The 20,531-nt window shown below is 72.3% G+C and carries 17 protein-coding genes; 15 read left to right on the forward strand and 2 right to left on the reverse strand.

Going from position 1 to position 20,531, the window contains the following annotated elements:
• Positions 1-4 precede the first annotated feature (4 nt).
• The 12 genes from OO62_RS14805 (at position 5) to OO62_RS14860 (ending at position 15,101) form a co-directional block, all read left to right on the forward strand.
• On the forward strand, positions 5-1,291 hold the full coding sequence (locus OO62_RS14805; protein ID WP_033267854.1) for a dihydroorotase: 1,287 nt from the start codon (positions 5-7) through the stop codon (positions 1,289-1,291).
• Positions 1,288-1,935, forward strand: coding sequence for a PH-like domain-containing protein (locus tag OO62_RS14810; RefSeq protein ID WP_033267855.1), 648 nt, complete (start codon positions 1,288-1,290; stop codon positions 1,933-1,935). Before OO62_RS14805 ends, OO62_RS14810 begins: the two co-directional genes overlap by 4 nt.
• Positions 1,932-3,116, forward strand: coding sequence for a glutamine-hydrolyzing carbamoyl-phosphate synthase small subunit (carA, locus tag OO62_RS14815; protein WP_033267856.1), 1,185 nt, complete (start codon positions 1,932-1,934; stop codon positions 3,114-3,116). Before OO62_RS14810 ends, carA begins: the two co-directional genes overlap by 4 nt.
• Entirely contained in the window at positions 3,109-6,417 is a 3,309-nt protein-coding gene (gene carB, locus OO62_RS14820; RefSeq protein ID WP_033267857.1) for a carbamoyl-phosphate synthase large subunit, read from the forward strand. The genes carA and carB overlap by 8 nt, the downstream gene beginning before the upstream one ends.
• Before the next feature lie 55 nt (positions 6,418-6,472).
• A complete protein-coding gene (locus tag OO62_RS14825) occupies positions 6,473-7,582 on the forward strand; it encodes a quinone-dependent dihydroorotate dehydrogenase (RefSeq protein WP_033267858.1) in 1,110 nt (369 codons plus the stop codon).
• Positions 7,579-8,412, forward strand: a complete 834-nt coding sequence (gene pyrF / locus OO62_RS14830; protein ID WP_033267859.1) for an orotidine-5'-phosphate decarboxylase — start codon at positions 7,579-7,581, stop codon at positions 8,410-8,412. The genes OO62_RS14825 and pyrF overlap by 4 nt, the downstream gene beginning before the upstream one ends.
• A 215-nt stretch (positions 8,413-8,627) precedes the next feature.
• Complete coding sequence (locus OO62_RS14835; RefSeq protein ID WP_006607450.1) at positions 8,628-8,951, forward strand: integration host factor; 324 nt, start codon at positions 8,628-8,630, stop codon at positions 8,949-8,951.
• Between the two features lie 38 nt (positions 8,952-8,989).
• Entirely contained in the window at positions 8,990-9,610 is a 621-nt protein-coding gene (gmk, locus tag OO62_RS14840) for a guanylate kinase (protein ID WP_051733194.1), read from the forward strand.
• Positions 9,611-9,715: 105 nt separating this feature from the next.
• Entirely contained in the window at positions 9,716-9,988 is a 273-nt protein-coding gene (gene rpoZ, locus OO62_RS14845) for a DNA-directed RNA polymerase subunit omega (RefSeq protein WP_005319902.1), read from the forward strand.
• Between the two features lie 147 nt (positions 9,989-10,135).
• Positions 10,136-11,374 carry a bifunctional phosphopantothenoylcysteine decarboxylase/phosphopantothenate--cysteine ligase CoaBC gene (gene coaBC, locus OO62_RS14850; RefSeq protein WP_033267860.1) on the forward strand — a complete coding sequence of 413 codons (1,239 nt, stop codon included), beginning with the start codon at positions 10,136-10,138 and terminating at the stop codon, positions 11,372-11,374.
• A 262-nt stretch (positions 11,375-11,636) separates the two neighbouring features.
• On the forward strand, positions 11,637-12,845 hold the full coding sequence (gene metK / locus OO62_RS14855) for a methionine adenosyltransferase (protein WP_033267861.1): 1,209 nt from the start codon (positions 11,637-11,639) through the stop codon (positions 12,843-12,845).
• Positions 12,846-12,956: 111 nt separating this feature from the next.
• Entirely contained in the window at positions 12,957-15,101 is a 2,145-nt protein-coding gene (locus OO62_RS14860; RefSeq protein ID WP_033267862.1) for a primosomal protein N', read from the forward strand.
• A 124-nt stretch (positions 15,102-15,225) separates the two neighbouring features.
• Here OO62_RS14860 and OO62_RS14865 read toward each other — a convergent pair whose 3' ends face one another.
• Complete coding sequence (locus OO62_RS14865; protein ID WP_033267863.1) at positions 15,226-15,780, reverse strand: hypothetical protein; 555 nt, start codon at positions 15,778-15,780, stop codon at positions 15,226-15,228.
• A 252-nt stretch (positions 15,781-16,032) separates the two neighbouring features.
• On the opposite strand from OO62_RS14865, the gene fmt reads away from it, so the two are divergent.
• Positions 16,033-16,977, forward strand: a complete 945-nt coding sequence (gene fmt / locus OO62_RS14870; protein ID WP_033267864.1) for a methionyl-tRNA formyltransferase — start codon at positions 16,033-16,035, stop codon at positions 16,975-16,977.
• A 104-nt stretch (positions 16,978-17,081) separates the two neighbouring features.
• A complete protein-coding gene (locus tag OO62_RS14875) occupies positions 17,082-18,515 on the forward strand; it encodes an RsmB/NOP family class I SAM-dependent RNA methyltransferase (protein WP_033267865.1) in 1,434 nt (477 codons plus the stop codon).
• A 61-nt stretch (positions 18,516-18,576) separates the two neighbouring features.
• Here the strand turns inward: OO62_RS14875 and OO62_RS14880 are convergent, their stop codons facing one another.
• On the reverse strand, positions 18,577-19,743 hold the full coding sequence (locus tag OO62_RS14880; RefSeq protein ID WP_033267866.1) for a cytochrome P450 family protein: 1,167 nt from the start codon (positions 19,741-19,743) through the stop codon (positions 18,577-18,579).
• A gap of 208 nt (positions 19,744-19,951) precedes the next feature.
• On the opposite strand from OO62_RS14880, the gene OO62_RS14885 reads away from it, so the two are divergent.
• Positions 19,952-20,440: a MarR family winged helix-turn-helix transcriptional regulator gene (locus OO62_RS14885; protein WP_033267867.1), complete on the forward strand. Its 489-nt coding sequence runs from the start codon at positions 19,952-19,954 to the stop codon at positions 20,438-20,440.
• Positions 20,441-20,531: the final 91 nt, after the last annotated feature.

Below are 20,531 nucleotides of genomic sequence, written 5' to 3' on the forward strand. Positions count from 1 at the left end.
AACCATGAGCAAGATCCTGATCCGCGGTGCGAAGGTGCTCGGCGGCGAGCCGCAGGACGTGCTGCTCGACGGGGAGACGATCGCCCAGGTCGGCACCGGTATCGAGGCCGGTGACGCGAGCGTCGTCGAGGCCGACGGCAAGATCCTGCTGCCGGGCCTGGTCGACCTGCACACCCACCTGCGCGAGCCCGGCCGCGAGGACTCCGAGACCGTCCTCACCGGCACCCGGGCCGCCGCGAGCGGCGGTTACACCGCGGTGTTCGCCATGGCCAACACCTTCCCGGTGGCCGACACCGCCGGCGTCGTCGAGCAGGTCTACCGGCTCGGCCAGGAGCACGGCTACTGCGACGTGCAGCCCATCGGTGCCGTCACCGTCGGCCTGGAGGGCAAGAAGCTCGCCGAGCTGGGCGCCATGCACGAGTCCGCCGCCGGCGTCACCGTCTTCTCGGACGACGGCAAGTGCGTGGACGACGCCGTGATCATGCGCCGGGCCCTGGAGTACGTGAAGGCGTTCGGCGGTGTCGTCGCGCAGCACGCCCAGGAGCCGCGGCTGACCGAGGGCGCCCAGATGAACGAGGGCATCGTCTCGGCGGAGCTCGGGCTCGGCGGCTGGCCGGCCGTCGCCGAGGAGTCGATCATCGCCCGGGACGTGCTGCTCGCCGAGCACGTCGGCTCGCGGGTGCACATCTGCCACCTGTCGACCGCCGGCAGCGTCGAGATCGTGCGCTGGGCCAAGTCCCGCGGCATCGACGTCACCGCCGAGGTCACCCCGCACCACCTCCTCCTCACCGACGAGATGGTGCGCACGTACAACCCCGTCTACAAGGTCAACCCGCCGCTGCGCACCGAGCGCGACGTCATGGCGCTGCGCGAGGCGCTCGCCGACGGCACGATCGACATCGTCGCCACCGACCACGCCCCGCACCCGCACGAGGACAAGGACTGCGAGTGGGCCGCGGCCGCCATGGGCATGGTGGGCCTGGAGACCGCGCTGTCGGTGGTCCAGCAGACGATGGTCGAGACGGGCCTGCTGACCTGGGCGGACGTCGCCGACCGGATGTCCTTCGCACCGGCGCGGATCGGCCGGGCGCAGGGCCACGGCCGCCCCGTCTCGGCTGGTGAGCCCGCCAACCTCACCCTGGTCGATTCCGCTTACCGTGGAGAGGTGGACCCCGCGGGCTTCGCCTCCCGCAGCCGCAACACCCCCTACGAGGGCCGTGAGCTGCCGGGGCGTGTGACCCACACCTTCCTGCGGGGCCGGGCAACGCTCGTCGACGGGAAGCTCGCGTGACTCCTTCACTCATCCACCTGGCCGAAGCGCAGAAGTCCGCGCCGGTCACCGACTGGGCCGCACGGATCGGCTGGGTCGTCGGCCTGCTGGTCTTCATCGCCTTCGTCTACTGGCTGATGCGCCAGGGCTGGAAGTGGCGCGGCACGCTCCAGGGCGATCTGCCCGAGCTGCCTTCCGCGCCCGCCGACGCGGGCGAGGCCCGGCTCACGGCCGGCCCCTCGCCCGCCACCACCCCGAGCGGAGGCGGCAAGCCGCCGCTGACCATGTCCGGCCGCTACCACGGCTCCACCACCGCCGGCCAGTGGCTCGACCGCATCGTCGCCCGCGGCCTGGGCACCCGCAGCCGCGTCGAACTGACCCTGACCGACCAGGGCCTGGACGTCGTACGGCCGGGCGCCGCGAGCTTCTTCGTGCCGGCCGCCGCACTGCGCGGCGCCCGCCTCGACAAGGGCATCGCCGGCAAGGTCCTCACCGAGGGCGGCCTGCTGATCGTCACCTGGCGGCACGGGGACCGGGAGATCGACTCCGGTTTCCGCTCCGACCGGGCCGCCGACCACGCCGCCTGGGTCGAGGCCCTCAACGCCCTGAGCACCACCCACACCACGACAACCACCGAGCACACCGAAACGGAAGGCGCACGATGACGACCTCCACCAGGGGTACCGCCCACGGCACAAGGGGGCTCCCCGCCGTACTCGTCCTGGAGGACGGCCGCACCTTTCACGGCCGTGCCTACGGGGCCGTGGGGGAGACCTTCGGCGAAGCGGTGTTCTCCACCGGCATGACCGGCTACCAGGAGACGCTGACCGACCCCTCGTACCACCGCCAGGTCGTCGTCATGACCGCCCCGCACATCGGCAACACCGGTGTGAACGACGAGGACCCCGAGTCGCAGCGGATCTGGGTCGCCGGCTACGTCGTCCGCGACCCCGCCCGCGTCCCGTCCAACTGGCGCTCGGTGCGCTCCCTCGACGAGGAGCTGGTCGCCCAGGGCGTCGTCGGCATCAGCGGCGTGGACACCCGGGCGCTCACCCGCCACCTGCGCGAGCGCGGTGCCATGCGGGTCGGCATCTTCTCCGGCGACGCGATGCCCGACGCGGGCACCATGCTCGCCAAGGTGCGCCAGGCCCCGGAGATGCAGGGCTCCGACCTGTCCGCCCAGGTCGCCACCAAGGAGGCGTACGTCGTCCCGGCGATCGGCGAGAAGAAGTTCACCGTCGCCGCGATCGACCTGGGCATCAAGGGCATGACCCCGCACCGTATGGCCGAGCGCGGCATCGAGGTGCACGTCCTGCCCGCGACGGCCACCGTCGAGGACGTCTACGCGGTCGAGCCGGACGGCGTGTTCTTCTCCAACGGACCGGGCGACCCGGCCACCGCCGACCACCCCGTCTCGGTCATGCGCGGCGTGCTGGAGCGCAGGACGCCGCTGTTCGGCATCTGCTTCGGCAACCAGATCCTGGGCCGCGCGCTGGGCTTCGGCACGTACAAGCTCAAGTACGGCCACCGCGGCATCAACCAGCCGGTGCAGGACCGTACGACCGGCAAGGTCGAGGTCACCGCGCACAACCACGGATTCGCCGTCGACGCCCCGCTCGACAAGGTTTCCGACACCCCCTTCGGCCGCGCCGAGGTCTCCCACGTCTGCCTCAATGACAACGTGGTGGAGGGCCTCCAGCTGCTCGACCAGCCGGCCTTCAGCGTCCAGTACCACCCCGAGGCCGCCGCGGGTCCGCACGACGCCGCGTACCTCTTCGACCGCTTCGTCGCGCTCATGGGCGACGACAACCAGCACAGCGTTTCCCTGGAGGGCCAGCGTGCCTAAGCGCACCGATATCCAGTCCGTCCTGGTCATCGGCTCCGGCCCGATCGTCATCGGCCAGGCCGCCGAGTTCGACTACTCCGGTACCCAGGCGTGCCGGGTCCTCAAGTCCGAGGGCCTGCGCGTCATCCTGGTCAACTCCAACCCGGCGACGATCATGACCGACCCGGAGATCGCCGACGCCACGTACGTCGAGCCGATCACCCCCGAGTTCGTCGAGAAGATCATCGCCAAGGAGCGCCCCGACGTGCTCCTGCCCACCCTCGGCGGCCAGACGGCCCTGAACACCGCCATCTCGCTCCACGAGGCCGGCACCCTCGACAAGTACGGCGTCGAACTGATCGGCGCCAACGTCGAGGCCATCAACAAGGGCGAGGACCGCGACCTCTTCAAGGAGGTCGTCGAGGCCGTCCGCCAGAAGATCGGCCACGGTGAGTCCGCCCGCTCGGTCATCTGCCACTCCATGGACGACGTCCTGGCCGGCGTCGACGAGCTCGGCGGCTACCCCGTCGTCGTCCGCCCCTCCTTCACCATGGGCGGCGCCGGCTCCGGCTTCGCGCACGACGAGGAGGAGCTGCGCCGCATCGCCGGCCAGGGCCTGACGCTCTCCCCGACCACCGAGGTGCTCCTGGAGGAGTCCATCCTCGGCTGGAAGGAGTACGAGCTGGAGCTGATGCGCGACAAGAACGACAACGTCGTGGTCGTCTGCTCCATCGAGAACTTCGACCCGATGGGCGTGCACACCGGCGACTCGATCACCGTCGCGCCGGCCATGACGCTCACCGACCGCGAGTACCAGATCCTGCGGGACGTCGGCATCGCGATCATCCGCGAGGTCGGCGTCGACACCGGCGGCTGCAACATCCAGTTCGCGGTCAACCCCGAGGACGGCCGGGTCATCGTCATCGAGATGAACCCCCGGGTCTCGCGCTCCTCGGCGCTGGCCTCCAAGGCCACCGGCTTCCCGATCGCGAAGATCGCCGCCCGGCTCGCCGTCGGCTACACCCTCGACGAGATCCCGAACGACATCACCGAGAAGACCCCGGCCTCCTTCGAGCCGACGCTCGACTACGTCGTCGTCAAGGTGCCGCGGTTCGCCTTCGAGAAGTTCCCGGCCGCCGACGCCACGCTCACCACGACCATGAAGTCGGTCGGCGAGGCCATGGCGATCGGCCGCAACTTCCCCGAGGCGCTCAACAAGGCGCTGCGCTCGCTGGAGAAGAAGGGCAGCCAGTTCGACTTCGTCAGCGAGCCCGGTGACAAGGCCGCGCTGCTGGAGAAGGCCAAGGTCCCCACCGACGGCCGGATCAACACGGTCATGGCGGCGATCCGTGCGGGCGCGACCCCGCAGGAGGTCTTCGACGCCACGAAGATCGACCCCTGGTTCGTCGACCAGCTCTTCCTCGTCAAGGAGATCGCCGACGAGATCGCCGGGGCCGACAAGCTCGACCCGGAGATCCTTGCGGACGCAAAGCGCTACGGCTTCTCCGACGCCCAGATCGCGGCGATCCGCGGTCTGCGGGAGGACGTCGTCCGCGAGGTCCGGCACGCGCTCGGCGTCCGCCCCGTCTACAAGACGGTCGACACCTGCGCCGCCGAGTTCGCCGCGAAGACGCCGTACTTCTACTCCTCCTACGACGAGGAGACCGAGGTCGCGCCGCGCGAGAAGCCGGCCGTGATCATCCTCGGCTCCGGCCCCAACCGCATCGGCCAGGGCATCGAGTTCGACTACTCCTGCGTCCATGCCTCGTTCGCGCTCAGCGACGCCGGCTACGAGACCGTGATGGTCAACTGCAACCCGGAGACCGTCTCGACGGACTACGACACCTCCGACCGCCTGTACTTCGAGCCGCTGACGCTGGAAGACGTGCTGGAGATCGTGCACGCCGAGACCCAGGCCGGGCCGGTCGCCGGCGTCATCGTCCAGCTCGGCGGGCAGACCCCGCTGGGCCTGGCGCAGGCGCTCAAGGACAACGGCGTGCCGATCGTCGGCACCTCGCCCGAGGCCATCGACCTCGCCGAGGAGCGCGGCGCCTTCGGCCGGGTGCTGACCGAGGCCGGCCTGCCGGCCCCCAAGTACGGCACCGCCTTCTCCTTCGACGAGGCCAAGCGGATCGCCACCGAGATCGGCTACCCGGTCATGGTCCGCCCGTCGTACGTGCTCGGCGGCCGCGGCATGGAGATCGTCTACGACGAGCCCTCGCTCGGTGAGTACCTCACCCGCCACGCCGGCCTCATCGACCGCCACCCGGTCCTCATCGACCGCTTCCTCGACGACGCCATAGAGATCGACGTCGACGCGCTCTACGACGGCCACGAGCTCTACCTCGGCGGCGTCATGGAGCACATCGAGGAGGCCGGCATCCACTCCGGCGACTCCGCCTGCGCGCTGCCCCCGATCACCCTCGGCGGCTTCGACATCAAGCGGCTGCGCGCCTCGACGGAGGCCATCGCCAAGGGCGTCGGCGTCCGCGGCCTGATCAACATCCAGTTCGCGATGGCCGGGGACATCCTCTACGTCCTGGAGGCCAACCCGCGCGCCTCCCGCACGGTGCCCTTCACCTCGAAGGCCACCGCGGTGCCGCTGGCCAAGGCCGCGGCGCGGATCTCGCTCGGCGCCACGATCGCCGAACTGCGCGCCGAGGGCATGCTGCCCAGGACCGGCGACGGCGGCACGCTGCCGCTGGACGCGCCGATCTCGGTCAAGGAAGCCGTCATGCCCTGGTCCCGCTTCCGGGACGCCTCGGGCCGCGGCGTGGACACCATCCTCGGCCCGGAGATGCGCTCCACCGGCGAGGTCATGGGCATCGACTCGGTCTTCGGCACCGCCTACGCCAAGTCGCAGTCCGGCGCCTACGGGGCGCTGCCCACCAAGGGCCGCGCCTTCGTCTCCGTCGCCAACCGGGACAAGCGCTCGATGATCTTCCCGGCCCGCGAGCTGGTCGCGCACGGCTTCGAGCTGCTCGCCACCTCCGGCACCGCCGAGGTGCTGCGCCGCAACGGCATCAACGCCACCGTGGTGCGCAAGCAGTCCGAGGGCGAGGGCCCGAACGGTGAGAAGACCATCGTCCAGCTGATCCACGACGGTCAGGTCGACCTGATCATCAACACCCCGTACGGCACCGGCGGCCGGCTGGACGGCTACGACATCCGCACCGCGGCAGTGGCCCGCTCCGTGCCCTGCCTGACCACGGTCCAGGCCCTCGCGGCCGCCGTCCAGGGCATCGAGGCGATGAACCGCGGCGACGTCGGCGTCAGGTCACTCCAGGAACACGCGGAACACCTGACCGCGGCCCGCGACTAGCAGCCCATGAGGGGGACACCGGAAACGGTGTCCCCCTCCTCATGAGGACACCACCATGTACCAGCTCTTCTTCCGGCTCTTCTTCACGCGCATGGATCCCGAGCGGGCCCACCACCTGGCCTTCGGCTGGATCTGCCGGGCCGCGCGGGTCCCCGTACTGCGGACGTTCCTGGCCGCCGCGCTCGCGCCGCGCCACAAGGAACTGCGCGTCGAGGCGTTCGGCCGCCGGATGCACGGCCCCTTCGGGCTCGCCGCCGGCTTCGACAAGAACGCGGTCGCCATCGACGGCATGACCATGCTCGGCTTCGACCACGTCGAGATCGGCACCGTCACCGCCCAGGCCCAGCCCGGCAACCCCAAAAAGCGCCTGTTCCGGCTTGTCCAGGACCGCGCGCTGATCAACCGCATGGGCTTCAACAACGACGGTTCCGCGTCCGTCGCGGCCCGCCTGGCGGCCCGCAACCCGGTCTTCCCGACCACCCTCGGCGTCAACATCGGCAAGACCAAGGTCGTCCCGGAGTCGGAGGCGATCGGCGACTACGTCACCTCCACCGAGCGGCTGGCCGGCCACGCCGACTACCTCGTCGTCAACGTCTCCTCCCCGAACACCCCCGGCCTGCGCAACCTCCAGGCCGTCGACCACCTGCGGCCGCTGCTGACCGCGGTGCGCGAGGCGGCCGACCGCACGGTCACCGACCGCCGGGTCCCCCTCCTGGTCAAGATCGCGCCCGACCTGGCCGACGAGGACGTCGACGCGGTCGCCGACCTCGCCGTCGAGCTCGGCCTGGACGGCATCATCGCCACCAACACCACCATCGCCCGCGACGGCCTGGGCCTCGCGTCCGACCCGGCGCTCGTCAAGGAGACCGGCGGCCTGTCGGGCGCACCCCTCAAGGAGCGCTCCCTGGAGGTGCTGCGCCGCCTGTACGCCCGCGTGGGCGACCGGATCACCCTGGTCGGGGTCGGCGGCGTCGAGACCGCCGAGGACGCCTGGCAGCGGATCCTGGCCGGCGCCACCCTCGTCCAGGGCTACAGCGCCTTCATCTACCAGGGCCCGTTCTGGTGCCGGGCGATCCACAAGGGACTCGCCGCCCGCCTGCGCAACAGCCCGTACGCCACCCTCGCCGACGCCGTCGGCGCCGAGCACAAGAAGGTGACCGCATGACCGAGCCTTTTGGCGCGCGGCTGCGCCGCGCCATGGACGAGCGCGGCCCGCTCTGCGTCGGCATCGATCCGCACGCCTCGCTGCTGGCCGACTGGGGCCTGAACGACGACGTCGCGGGCCTGGCCCGCTTCACCCGCACCGTCGTCGAGGCGCTCGGCGAGCAGGTCGCGGCTTTCAAGCCGCAGGCCGCGTTCTTCGAGCGGTTCGGCTCCCGCGGCCTGGCCGTGCTGGAGACCGCGGTCGTGGAGGCCCGTGAGCGCGGCGCCCTGGTCGTGATGGACGCCAAGCGCGGCGACATCGGTTCCACCATGGCCGCGTACGCCGAGACCTTCCTGCGGACCGACTCGCCGCTCTTCTCCGACGCGCTGACGGTCTCCCCGTACCTCGGCTACGGCTCGCTGAAGCCGGCCGTCGAGCTGGCCCGCGAGAGCGGCGCCGGGCTCTTCGTGCTCGCGCTGACCTCCAACCCGGAGGGCGCGGAGGTGCAGCGGGCGGTGCGCGAGGACGGCCGGACGGTCGCCGCGACGATGCTCGGCCACCTCGCCGAGGAGAACGCCGGAGCCGAGCGGCTGGGGTCCTTCGGCGCGGTGGTCGGCGCCACGCTCGGCGATCTCTCCTCGTTCGACCTGGCGATCAACGGTCCGCTGCTCGCTCCCGGCATCGGCGCACAGGGCGCCACCCCCGCCGACCTCCCCACCGTCTTCGGGAAGAGCGTGCGCAACGTCGTCCCGAGCGTCAGCCGGGGGGTGCTGCGGCACGGTCCGGACACCGCCTCGCTGCGCGCGGCGGCGGACCGATTCACCGACGAAGTGCGGACCGCGCTCGGCTGAGGGCCTTCAGACGAGGACTTTGGTCCCGAATTGTCCTGGTCAGCTGAGTCTGACCAGGACTTTTCGTCTGTTCTCGCTGACTCCGGCGCCCTCGGCCGCTAGTCTCCGTCGAGAGCAGTGCACGTAAGCGCGTTGCTCGTTGCTCCGCAGGTGCGGGGCGACTAGGTTCCACACCGGTCCGTATCCGACAGTTCGACATCCGAGGTGACGTAGGCGTGGCTCTTCCGCCCCTTACCCCTGAACAGCGCGCAGCCGCGCTCGAGAAGGCCGCCGCGGCTCGCCGGGAGCGCGCCGAGGTCAAGAATCGGCTCAAGCACTCCGGTGCCTCCCTCCATGAGGTCATCAAGCAGGGCCAGGAGAACGACGTCATCGGCAAGATGAAGGTCTCCGCCCTGCTGGAGTCCCTGCCGGGCGTCGGCAAGGTCCGCGCCAAGCAGATCATGGAGCGGCTCGGCATCTCCGAGAGCCGCCGTGTCCGGGGTCTTGGCTCCAACCAGATCGCGTCGCTGGAGCGCGAGTTCGGCAGCACTGCTTCCTGAATTTTCCGGCATCAGCGGGAAGCTGGAATAATCGCTGCATGAGTTCAGCAGTCTCCCGGGGGACGACCCCCGTATCCCCGGCCAGACAACCGCGACTGACCGTGCTCTCCGGCCCCTCGGGGGTCGGCAAGAGCACGGTCGTCGCGCATATGCGCAAGGTCCACCCCGAGGTGTGGCTCTCGGTTTCGGCCACCACCCGCAAGCCACGCCCCGGGGAGCAGCACGGCGTCCAGTACTTCTTCGTCGAGGACGGGGAGTTCGACAAGCTGATCGCCAACGGCGAGCTGCTCGAATGGGCGGAGTTCGCCGGCAACCGCTACGGCACGCCACGCCAGGCCGTGCTCGACCGCCTGGAGCGGGGCGAGCCCGTCCTGCTGGAGATCGACCTCCAGGGGGCCCGCCAGGTCCGGGAGTCCATGCCGGAGGCCCAGCTGGTGTTCCTGGCCCCGCCGAGCTGGGAGGAGCTGGTCCGCCGGCTCACCGGCCGCGGCACGGAGGCGCCCGACGTCATCGAGCGCCGCCTGGAGGCCGCCAGGGTCGAGCTGGCAGCGGAGAAGGAGTTCGATCTCACGCTTGTCAACACCTCCGTCGAGGACGTCAGCCGTGAGCTGCTAGCCTTGATGCTGGACCGATCCGAGGAGCGGAAGAACAGCGGCTGACCCCGCGAAGCTCCACCGGCCCCCCGGACCGGACAGGACTGTGCGCCGTTCCGTACGACATCAGGCGCATCACACCCAGGCTTTATCCCCATCGGAAGGCAGAGAGTGTCCTCTTCCATCACCGCACCCGAGGGCATCATCAACCCGCCCATTGATGAGCTTCTCGAGGCCACCGACTCCAAGTACAGCCTCGTGATCTACGCCGCCAAGCGCGCGCGCCAGATCAACGCGTACTACTCGCAGCTCGGTGAGGGCCTGCTGGAGTACGTGGGCCCGCTCGTCGACACCCACGTCCACGAGAAGCCGCTGTCGATCGCGCTCCGCGAGATCAACGCGGGTCTGCTGACCTCCGAGGCCATCGAGGGCCCCGCGCAGTAAGCAGCACAGCACCACTTCAGGGCCCGGCGAGGCTCCCCCGACTGAATCCGGGAGGTGCCCCCAGCCGGGCCCTTGGTGTGTCATAGGGGCAGGTATGCCACCGGGGCGTGCCGGCGTACGGGGCCTGAGCTCGGGGAGCGGGAAGCGATGGACAAGCGGGAGCGGGAGCGGCCCAGGGTCGTCCTGGGCGTCAGCGGCGGGATCGCCGCGTACAAGGCGTGTGAGCTGCTGCGGCGGCTGACCGAGTCCGGCCACGACGTCCGGGTGGTGCCGACCGCCTCGGCGCTGCACTTCGTCGGCGAGGCCACCTGGTCGGCGCTCTCCGGCAACCCGGCCACCACCGAGGTCTGGGAATCCGTGCACGAGGTCCCGCACGTCCGCATCGGTCAGGCCGCCGACCTCGTCGTGGTCGCCCCCGCCACTGCCGACATGCTGGCCAAGGCCGCCCACGGCCTCGCCGACGACCTGCTGACCAACACGCTGCTGACCGCCCGCTGTCCGGTGATCTTCGCCCCCGCGATGCACACCGAGATGTGGGAGAACCCCGCCACCCAGGAGAACGTCGCCACCCTGCGCCGCCGCGGCGCGCTCGTCATCGAGCCCGCGGTGGGCCGGCTGACCGGAGTCGACACCGGCAAGGGCCGCTTCCCCGACCCGGTGGAGATCTTCGAGCTCTGCCGCCGGGTCCTGGCCCGCGGCGAGCGGGGCGGCTTCGAGCCGGACCTGTCCGGCCGCCGGGTCGTGGTCACCGCCGGCGGCACCCGCGAGCCCCTGGACCCCGTCCGTTACCTGGGCAACCGCTCCTCGGGCAAGCAGGGCTACGCGCTCGCCGCCACCGCCGCGGCCCGCGGCGCCCAGGTCACCCTGATCGCGGGCAACACCGAGCTGCCCGACCCGGCCGGCGTCGACGTGATCCCCGTCGGCACCGCGCGCCAGCTCCGCGAGGCCGTGCTCAAGGCCGCGGCGGACGCCGACGCGGTGGTCATGGCCGCCGCCGTCGCCGACTTCCGGCCCGCCGTCTACGCCACCGGAAAGATCAAGAAGGTCGAGGGCCGGGAGCCGGAACCGATCGGGCTGGTCCGAAATCCGGACATCCTCGCCGAGCTGTCCGCCGACCGCGCCCGCCCCGGTCAGGTCGTCGTGGGCTTCGCCGCGGAGACCGACGACGTGCTCGCCAACGGCCGCGCCAAACTCGCCCGCAAGGGCTGTGACCTGCTGGTCGTCAACGAGGTGGGGGAGGACAAGGCGTTCGGTTCGGCGGAGAACGAGGCGGTCGTGCTGGCCTCCGACGGCAGTGAGACCCCGGTCCCGTACGGGCCGAAGGACGCCCTCGCGGACCGGGTCTGGGACCTGGTGGTGCCCCGCCTGGCGGAGCGTTCGGCCTGATCCCGCGGTACGGCCGATTTCCGCCCCCCGGTCACCCCACCGGCCCCACAAAAACCGGCGTGTCCCCTTGACCCGGTACAGACTCAAGGTGATCGTCCTACCGTGAGGCGTGGTGTCCCAGGTCACCGGGGGTCCAGAAATCGAGACCGTGTGCCCGAACGCCACATCCGACCGATAAACTGGCGAGTGGATCGGGCCGAGCGCAGCTCTCGGCCCTTCCGCCAATGATCAGCCAGCAGCCGCTGCAACCCCAGGGAGCGATGTGTCCCGCCGCCTGTTCACCTCGGAGTCCGTGACCGAGGGCCACCCCGACAAGATCGCTGACCAGATCAGCGACACGATCCTCGACGCGCTCCTCAAGGAGGACCCGACCTCCCGGGTCGCCGTCGAGACGCTGATCACCACCGGCCTGGTCCATGTGGCCGGCGAGGTGACGACCAAGGCGTACGCCGACATCCCCAACCTCGTCCGCAACAAGATCCTGGACATCGGCTACGACTCGTCCAAGAAGGGCTTCGACGGCGCTTCCTGTGGTGTCTCGGTCTCCATCGGTGCGCAGTCCCCGGACATCGCACAGGGCGTCGACACCGCGTACGAGAACCGCGTCGAGGGCGACGACGACGAGCTGGACCGGCAGGGCGCCGGTGACCAGGGCCTGATGTTCGGCTACGCGTGCGACGAGACGCCGGAGCTGATGCCGCTCCCGATCAACCTCGCGCACCGCCTGTCCAAGCGCCTGTCCGAGGTCCGCAAGAACGGCACCATCCCCTACCTCCGCCCCGACGGCAAGACCCAGGTCACCATCGAGTACGACGGCCACAAGGCCGTCCGCCTCGACACCGTCGTGGTCTCCTCGCAGCACGCCAGCGACATCGACCTCGACTCGCTGCTCGCGCCCGACATCCGCGAGTTCGTCGTCGAGCACGTCCTCAACCAGCTCGTCGAGGACGGCATCAAGCTGGACACCGACGGCTACCGCCTGCTGGTCAACCCGACCGGTCGCTTCGAGATCGGCGGCCCGATGGGTGACGCCGGTCTGACCGGCCGCAAGATCATCATCGACACCTACGGCGGCATGGCCCGCCACGGTGGCGGCGCCTTCTCCGGCAAGGACCCGTCCAAGGTCGACCGCTCGGCCGCCTACGCGATGCGCTGGGTCGCCAAGAACGTCGTCGCCGCCGGCCTCGCGGCCCGCTGCGAGGTCCAGGTCGCCTACGCGATCGGCAAGGCCGAGCCGGTCGGTCTCTTCGTCGAGACCTTCGGCACCGCCACCGTCGACACCGACAAGATCGAGCAGGCCATCGCCGAGGTCTTCGACCTCCGCCCGGCCGCGATCATTCGTGACCTCGATCTGCTCCGCCCGATCTACTCCCAGACCGCCGCCTACGGCCACTTCGGCCGCGAGCTGGAGGACTTCACCTGGGAGCGCACGGACCGCGTGGAGGCCCTGAAGAAGGCCGCGGGCCTGTAAGCCCGCTCACGTCGCTCGACCGAACACGGCCCCGGACCGCTTGGCGGTGCGGGGCCGTGGGCTGTCCACAGACCCGGACCGTTGTCCGACCCGTCTGCTAAGACTGGAGCTGTGAGCAGGGAGAACGGGCGGTCGGAGGTGGGTGTGGAGGCGTCGGGGACGGGGGAGCAGCTGGCGCTGATCCGGGAGGCCGTGCGGGAGAAGAAGGCCGACCGGGCCAAGCCGCGGACCTGGCGGGGGGCCGAGCTGGCGGCTGAGCTGCCGGTGGCGCGGGTGCTGGTGGACAAGGGGCTGGTGCACCTCGACCGGTACTTCGACTACGCGGTGCCGGCGGCCATGGACGCCGAGGCGCAGCCCGGGGTGCGGGTGCGGGTGCGGTTCGGTGCCGGGGAGAAGGGCGGCCGGCGCGAGGGCGGCAAGCTGGTCAGCGGCTTCATCGTGGAGCGGGTGGCGGAGAGCGAGTACCGCGGGGTGCTGGCGCCCCTCGCGCAGGTGCTGTCGCCGGAGCGGGTGCTGTCGCCGGAGCTGCTGGGGCTGTGCCGGGCGGTGGCGGACCGGTATGCGGGGACGCTGGCCGATGTGGTGCAGCTGGCGGTGCCGCCCCGGCGGGCCCGCGCCGAGGCCAAGCCCTCGCCGCCCCTGCTGGCGCCCAACGCCCCGCCAGAAGTGGGGAGTTGGGCCCGCTACGGCGCGGGGGCCGGGTTCCTTTCGGCGCTGACGCGCGGGGACGCGCCGCGGGCGGTGTGGACGGCGCTGCCGGGGGCGACCTGGCCGCAGGAGCTGGCGCGGGCGGCGGCCGCGGCGCTGGCGGGCGGGCGCGGCGCGCTGGTCGTGGTGCCCGACGGGCGGGCCGCGGCGCGGGTCGACGAGGCGCTCGGCGAGCTGATCGGGGAGGGCCGGCACGTACTGCTGACCGCCGATGCCGGGCCCGAGGAGCGATACCGCCGCTGGCTGGCGGTGAGCCGGGGCTCGGTGCGCGCCGTGATCGGGACGCGTGCGGCGATGTTCGCGCCGGTCGCCGACCTCGGGCTGGTGGCGCTGTGGGACGACGGCGACTCCAGCCACAGCGATCCGCACGCGCCGCAGCCGCACGCCAGGGAAGTGCTCATCCAGCGGTCGGTCAACGAGCGGGCCGGGTTCCTGCTGGGCGGCCTGAGCTGCACGGTCGAGGCCGCGCAGCTGGTGGAGACCGGCTGGGCGCGGCCGTTGACCGCGGAGCGCGAGCAGGTCCGGGCCGCGGCGCCGCTGGTGCGGACGATCGGTGAGGGCGACGAGGCGCGGGACGCCGCGGCCCGGGCCGCCCGGCTGCCGAGCATGGCCTGGCAGGTGGTGCGCGACGGGCTCACCCGGGGACCGGTGCTGGTGCAGGTGCCGCGCCGCGGTTACGCGCCCCGGCTCGCGTGCGAGCGGTGCCGCACCCCGGCCCGCTGCCGGGCCTGCGCCGGACCGCTGGAGGCCCAGGAGGCCGGCGCGCTCGCCTGTGCGTGGTGCGGGCGGGCGGAGCCCGACTGGCACTGCGCGGAGTGCGGGGGCGCGCGGCTCCGGGCCCAGATCGTCGGGGCCCGGCGGACGGCGGAGGAGCTGGGGCGGGCGTTCCCCGCGGTGCCGGTGCGCACGTCGGGGCGCGACCACGTGCTGACGACGGTGCCCGGCGCGCCGGCGCTGGTGGTGAGCACGCCCGGCGCGGAGCCGGTGGCCGAGGGGGACGGCTATGCCGCCGCGCTGCTGCTGGACGGCTGGGCGCTGCTGGGGCGGCCGGATCTGCGCGCCGGGGAGGAGGCGCTGCGCCGCTGGCTGGGCGCCGCCGCACTGGTGCGCGGCCAGGCGGCGGGCGGCACGGTCGCGGTGATCGCGGAGCCCACGCTGCGGCCGGTGCAGGCCCTGGTGCGCTGGGACCCGGTGGGCCATGCGGTCCGCGAGCTCGCCGAGCGGGCCGAGCTGGGCTTTCCGCCGGTGTCCCGGATGGCCTCGGTGGCGGGCCGCGGCGAGGATGTGGCGGAGCTGCTGCGTACGGCCGAACTCCCTTCGGGCGCTGAGGTGTTGGGGCCGGTTCCGCTGCCGGTGCCGGATGCCGGGCGGCCGCGCCGGCCGGGCGATCCCCCGCCGGGGGAGGAGTGGGAGCGGGCGCTCGTACGGGTCCGTCCCGGCCAGGGGGCGGCGCTCGCCGCGGCGCTCAAGGCGGCACGGGCGGCGCGGCTGGTCAAGCGGGAGGGCGAGGCGGTACGGGTCCGGATCGATCCGCCGGATCTGGGGTGAGGCCCCGGCGCCGGGGCCGCGGACATGGCGCCGCCCCGGGACCGTGGGCGGTGAGCGGTCCCGGGGCGTTGGCGAGCGATGCGCAGCGAGCCGCGCCGGTGGGGGGGGCAGTCCGGTGGGGGTGTCAGCCGTTGCGGGGGCCGGGGAAGGCGCCCGGGCGGGTCGGCTCCTCGCGGGAGGCCGCGGAGGGCTGGGTGGGCATCGAGCGGGCGGGGGGGACGGACGGCGTGCCGGGCAGTCCGTTGGCCATGGTCACCGCGCGGCCGGCGGCGGCGTCGGACGTGCGGACCACCGGCTCGGCGCCGCTGTCCGCGGCGGCGGGCTGGGCGGCCGTCCTGCGGGCACCGTAACGCCGGTGCACGGCCTGCTTGGTGACGCCGAGCGCCGAACCCACCGCGTCCCAGGAGAAGCCCAGCGAACGATCGAAGTCGACCGCCGCCGTGACGAGGGTTTCGACGCTGTCGCGCAGTTCCTGGGCGAGCCGCACGGTCGGGGCGGGCGCGCGTCCGTAGACGACGAAGCCCGCGGACGGGCCCGTACGCCGCGGCCGGTAGACGTTGCCGAGCTGGGCGGTCAGCGTGCGCAGTGCGTCCACCTGCCGGCGGACCCGCTCGATGTCCCGCACCAGGAGATGCAGGCTGGCGCGCGCCTGGGCGTCGTGGGTTGCGTGGTCGGCCATGAGCAAGCCTCTCGAACCGGCGTGGAAAAGGTAAGTGGTGAAAGCGAGCGGGCCGCCAAAGCGGCCCGGTCGTAGGTCAATGCTGTTTGACCAACGCGACAGCAGCGCCTCTGGTCACGGTATGGGGGCGTGCGAGGTTTTGCGGGAGGCGCGGGAAATGTCGTACGCCCCCTCGATCTCTCGGCATGACCTGGGCCAAGACCCCTAGACTGGTGCGTCGTTCCGCTGCGTGTGAGAGGTAGATCGCCACCCATGAGGCTTGTCTTCGCCGGCACCCCCGAGGTCGCCGTACCCGCCCTCGATGCCCTGATCGCCTCGGAGCGGCATGACGTCGTGGCCGTCGTGACCCGGCCCGACGCGCCCGCAGGACGCGGCCGGCACCTGGTCGCGAGCCCCGTCGCGGAGCGCGCGGAGGAGGCCGGTATCGAGGTGCTCAAGCCCGCCAAGCCGCGCGACGAGGACTTCCTGGCCCGGCTGCGGGAGATCGCGCCGGACTGCTGCCCGGTGGTCGCCTACGGCGCGCTGCTGCCGAAGGCCGCACTCGACATCCCCGCCAAGGGGTGGGTCAATCTGCACTTCTCGCTGCTGCCCGCATGGCGCGGCGCCGCGCCCGTCCAGCACGCGGTGCTCGCCGGCGACGAGGTGACCGGCGCCTCCACCTTCCAGATCGAGGAGGGCCTCGACTCCGGCCCGGTCTACGGGGTGTTGACCGAGGAAGTCCGCCCGACGGACACCAGCGGCGATCTGCTCACCCGGCTGGCGTTCGCCGGCTCCGGGCTGCTCGTCGCGACGATGGACGGCATCGAGGACGGCGCCCTCCAGGCGGTGCCGCAGCCCGCCGAGGGCATCACCCTCGCCCCGAAGATCGAGGTCGAGGACGCAAAGGTCGACTGGTCGGCACCGGCGCTCCGCGTCGACCGGCTGATCCGCGCCTGCGCGCCGGCGCCCGGGGCCTGGACGGTCTTCCGCGGCGAGCGCCTGAAGCTGATCTCGGCCACCTCCGCCGAGGGCCACGCCGAGCCGGCCCTCGCCCCCGGCGAACTCGCCGTCACGAAGAAGGCGGTGTACGTCGGCACCGGCAGCCACCCCGTCGAGCCGCTCTGGGTGCAGCCGCAGGGCAAGAAGCCGATGAAGGCGGCGGACTGGGCGCGCGGCGTCCGCATCGAGGCGGGCGAGCGGCTGGGCGAGTCCGGCTGACGACGGGGCCGCGGCCGCCCGGGCCCTCCCCGCGCGCTGCCGCCGGCGCGCCCGCGTAGGCTGGGACGGCACCCTCCTCATCTCGTATCCGGAGCACCTTTTTCGTGAGTCAGCAGCCCCGTAGCCGCCCCGGCAAGCCCTATCGCCGTCCGAAGAAGGACCCGGTCCGGATCCTCGCGTTCGAGGCGCTGCGGGCGGTCGACGAGCGGGACGCCTACGCCAACCTCGTCCTGCCGCCGCTGCTGCGCAAGGCGCGCGAGGGCGGCGACTTCGACACCCGGGACGCGGCGCTCGCCACGGAACTGGTCTACGGCTCGCTGCGGCGCCAGGGCACGTACGACGCGATCATCGCGCAGTGCGTGGACCGCCCGCTGCGCGAGGTGGACCCGCCGGTCCTGGACGTGCTGACGCTCGGCGCGCACCAGCTGCTGGGTACCCGCATCCCCACGCACGCCGCGGTCAGCGCCACCGTCGAGCTGGCGCGGGTGGTGCTGGGCGACGGGCGGGCCAAGTTCGTCAACGCGGTGCTCCGCAAGATCGCGGCCGATGACCTGGACGGCTGGCTGGAGCGGGTCGCCCCGGACTACGACGAGGACCCCGAGGACCACCTCGGCATCGTCCACGCCCACCCCCGCTGGATCGTCTCGGCACTGTGGGACGCCCTCGGCGGCGGCCGGGCCGGCATCGAGGACCTACTGGAGGCGGACAACGAGCGCCCCGAGGTGACGCTGGTGGCCCGGCCCGGCCGGGCCACCGCCGAGGAGCTGCTGGCCGCGGCCGGCGAGGAGAGCGCGCTGCCGGGCCGCTGGTCGCCGTACGCGGTCCGGCTCGCGGAGGGCGGCGAGCCGGGCGCGCTGGACCCGGTGCGCGAGGGGCGCGCCGGGGTGCAGGACGAGGGCAGCCAGCTGGTCGCCCTCGCGCTGGCGAACGCGCCGGTCGAGGGCGCCGACCGGCGCTGGCTCGACGGCTGCGCCGGCCCCGGCGGCAAGGCCGCCCTGCTCGCCGCGCTCGCCGCACAGCGCGGCGCCGCTCTGGTGGCCTCCGAGAAGCAGCCGCACCGGGCGCGTCTGGTGGCCCGGGCGCTGGACGGCAACCCCGGCCCGTACACGGTGATCGCGGCCGACGGCACCCGCCCGGCCTGGCAGCCCGGCAGCTTCGACCGCGTCCTGATGGACGTGCCGTGCACCGGCCTGGGCGCGCTCCGCCGCCGCCCGGAGGCGCGCTGGCGCCGCCGCCCCGAGGACCTCGACGGTTTCGCCCCGCTCCAGCGCGAGTTGCTGCGCCAGGCGCTCGCGGCGGTACGGGTCGGCGGCGTCGTCGGCTATGCGACCTGCTCGCCGCACCCGGCGGAGACCCGGGCCGTGGTCGAGGACGTCATCAAGGGCCGCGGCGGCCCGGCCGTGGACGTGGAGTGGATCGACGCCCGGCCGCTGATGCCCGGTGTGCCGGCCCTCGGCGACGGCCCGGACGTCCAGCTGTGGCCCCACCTGCACGGCACGGACGCGATGTACCTGGCCCTGCTGCGCCGCACGAGCTGAGCGACGGCCGGATTCCCCGGGCGCATCCGGCGCCGTCGTGGTGTGCGCGGAGCCGTCGGCGTCAGCTGTGCAGTGTGACGGGGAGAGCCGTCAGCCGGCTTCCTTGCAGCCCGCCGAGGGTGGCCTGCCGGAGCTCGGTGAAGGGGATGGCGAGGCAGGCGTCGGGAAAGTCCGTTCGCAGCACCGTGGCCACCGCGCGCAGTTCGAGTTGTGCGAGTCGAGCGCCGACGCAGAAGTGCGGGCCGGCGCCGAAGGCCAGGTCCGGCCCGGGTGAGCGGGCGGCGTCGGTGTTGATTCCCTGGATGTCGACGAGCACGGGTGCGCGGGAGGGAAGTCGCGTCCCGGCGAGTTCCAGCTCGGTGGTGGTGAACCGCCAGAGGGTCAAAGGGGCGGGCGGGTGCTGCCTGAGCGTCTCACGGACCAGTTCGTCGATGCTCCCCTCGTCGGCCGGGGGCCGGTGCGGGCGGTCCGCGAGGGCGTACGCCATAACGGTGCCGAGGGCGGCGTCGGTGGTGAGCTGTCCGGCGAAGATCAGCGCGAACAAGTGGTACTGCAGCTGCTCCTGGGTGGTGTGTGCGGGGACTCGGTCACGCAGCTCGGCGGCGAGGCCCCGGCGGTTGTCGCCGAGCCCGGAAGCGGCGAGTGCGGTGAGTGCGGCGATTGCGCTGCCCTGGGCGCCGGGTTGGTTGCTGAGCATCCGCCTGCAGGCGTCGGCTGCCCGGTCGACGTGTTCGAGGGGGATGCCGAGCAGGTCGAGCAGGACGGTGAGCGGATAGCGGGTGGTGAAGCCCGCCATGAGGTCGATCTCCGTGCGGTCGGCGGCGAGTTCGGTGAGTAACTCCCGGGCGATCGCGTGGATCCGACCGGACTGCTCGCTGATCCGTTGGGCGTTGAGGAGCGGGGCGTGGGCGCGTCGCAGTTCGGCGTGTTCGGGGCCGTCGAGGGTGGTGAGGGACGGCTGCTCGGCGGCGGTCTGCTCAAGTCCGGCGGAGCGACGATCCCAGCCGGGAGGCGCGAACGCGGGGTCCTTGGAGATCCGGGGGTCGAGGAGCACCTCGCGTGCCAGGGCGTTGTCGGTCACGATCCAGGCCCGTCCTCCGGCCGGGGCGTCCACTTGGACGAGGGGGCCGGCGGCGCGCAGGGCGGCGTGGACCGGGTCGGGTTCGGTGATGCCGCGGACGGTTGCGGCGAACGGGTCGATGCCCTCGAGGTAGGGGGCGTTCAGCATCTGGGGCTCCATGAGTAGGGGGAGGGGCGGGGGAGCGATTGCGACCCGGTGCGGGCCGCAATCCGCTACGCCTCCACGTCAAGTGGCTTCATGGGCGAGATACTTCATCATGAAGTAACTTCGTGAGGAAGCTATGCTGCTCGGCGACAGGGTGTCAACGCGTGCCGGCGAAATGAACCGTCGGCGGCAAGGGGAAGGGAGGGGCCCGGTGGACGAATCGGTGCCCGGTGGCGTCGCGGCGCAGCGCGAGCAGTTGGCGGAAGCCCTCAGGGCCTACGGTGCGAGCTTCACCGAACTGGGCCGACGCTTCGCCGCTCAGCTCGGCGTGCACTCCACCGATGCTTTCGCTCTGCTGGAGATCGCCTCCGCCGAAGCCAGGGGCGTCCCGCTGTCCCCGGCTCTGCTCGGCAACCGCATCCCCCTGTCCTCGGGGGCCATGACCGCACTGCTCAACCGCCTCGAACGGGCCGGGTACGTCATCCGCACCCGCGAACACACCGACCGGCGCATCGTCACCCTGCGCAGCACCCCCCAGGCCAAGGAACGCGCGGAGGCGTTCTTCGGCCCCGTCAACGCACGCCAGGACGCCGTCTTGTCCCGGTACCCGTCCGAGCTGCTTCAGCAACTGGAGACCGTCCTGACCCAACTGCGCTCCACCATGGACACGCCGCTCACAGGGCAAGCCGGGGACGTGTGACGGCGGATCGACCGCCCGGCATGCCGGGGGCGGCGCCCGCCGGCGTCCGGTGCCGTCCCGCCGCCGTCGGTGTGCGGGCGGGACGCCATAC

It is taken from the genome of Streptomyces lydicus, assembly GCF_000717345.1.
GTDB classification, from domain to species: domain Bacteria; phylum Actinomycetota; class Actinomycetes; order Streptomycetales; family Streptomycetaceae; genus Streptomyces; species Streptomyces lydicus.

Excerpts from the sequence above, each read along its gene's own strand:
- pyrF (WP_033267859.1), top strand. The coding sequence starts at position 7,579 with ATGACCGAGCCTTTTGGCGCGCGGCTGCGCCGCGCCATGGACGAGCGC.
- gmk (WP_051733194.1), top strand. The coding sequence starts at position 8,990 with ATGAGTTCAGCAGTCTCCCGGGGGACGACCCCCGTATCCCCGGCCAGA.
- OO62_RS14880 (WP_033267866.1), bottom strand. The coding sequence starts at position 19,743 with ATGCTGAACGCCCCCTACCTCGAGGGCATCGACCCGTTCGCCGCAACC.
- coaBC (WP_033267860.1), top strand. The coding sequence starts at position 10,136 with ATGGACAAGCGGGAGCGGGAGCGGCCCAGGGTCGTCCTGGGCGTCAGC.
- fmt (WP_033267864.1), top strand. The coding sequence starts at position 16,033 with ATGAGGCTTGTCTTCGCCGGCACCCCCGAGGTCGCCGTACCCGCCCTC.
- carA (WP_033267856.1), top strand. The coding sequence starts at position 1,932 with ATGACGACCTCCACCAGGGGTACCGCCCACGGCACAAGGGGGCTCCCC.
- OO62_RS14825 (WP_033267858.1), top strand. The coding sequence starts at position 6,473 with ATGTACCAGCTCTTCTTCCGGCTCTTCTTCACGCGCATGGATCCCGAG.
- OO62_RS14865 (WP_033267863.1), bottom strand. The coding sequence starts at position 15,780 with ATGGCCGACCACGCAACCCACGACGCCCAGGCGCGCGCCAGCCTGCAT.
- OO62_RS14805 (WP_033267854.1), top strand. The coding sequence starts at position 5 with ATGAGCAAGATCCTGATCCGCGGTGCGAAGGTGCTCGGCGGCGAGCCG.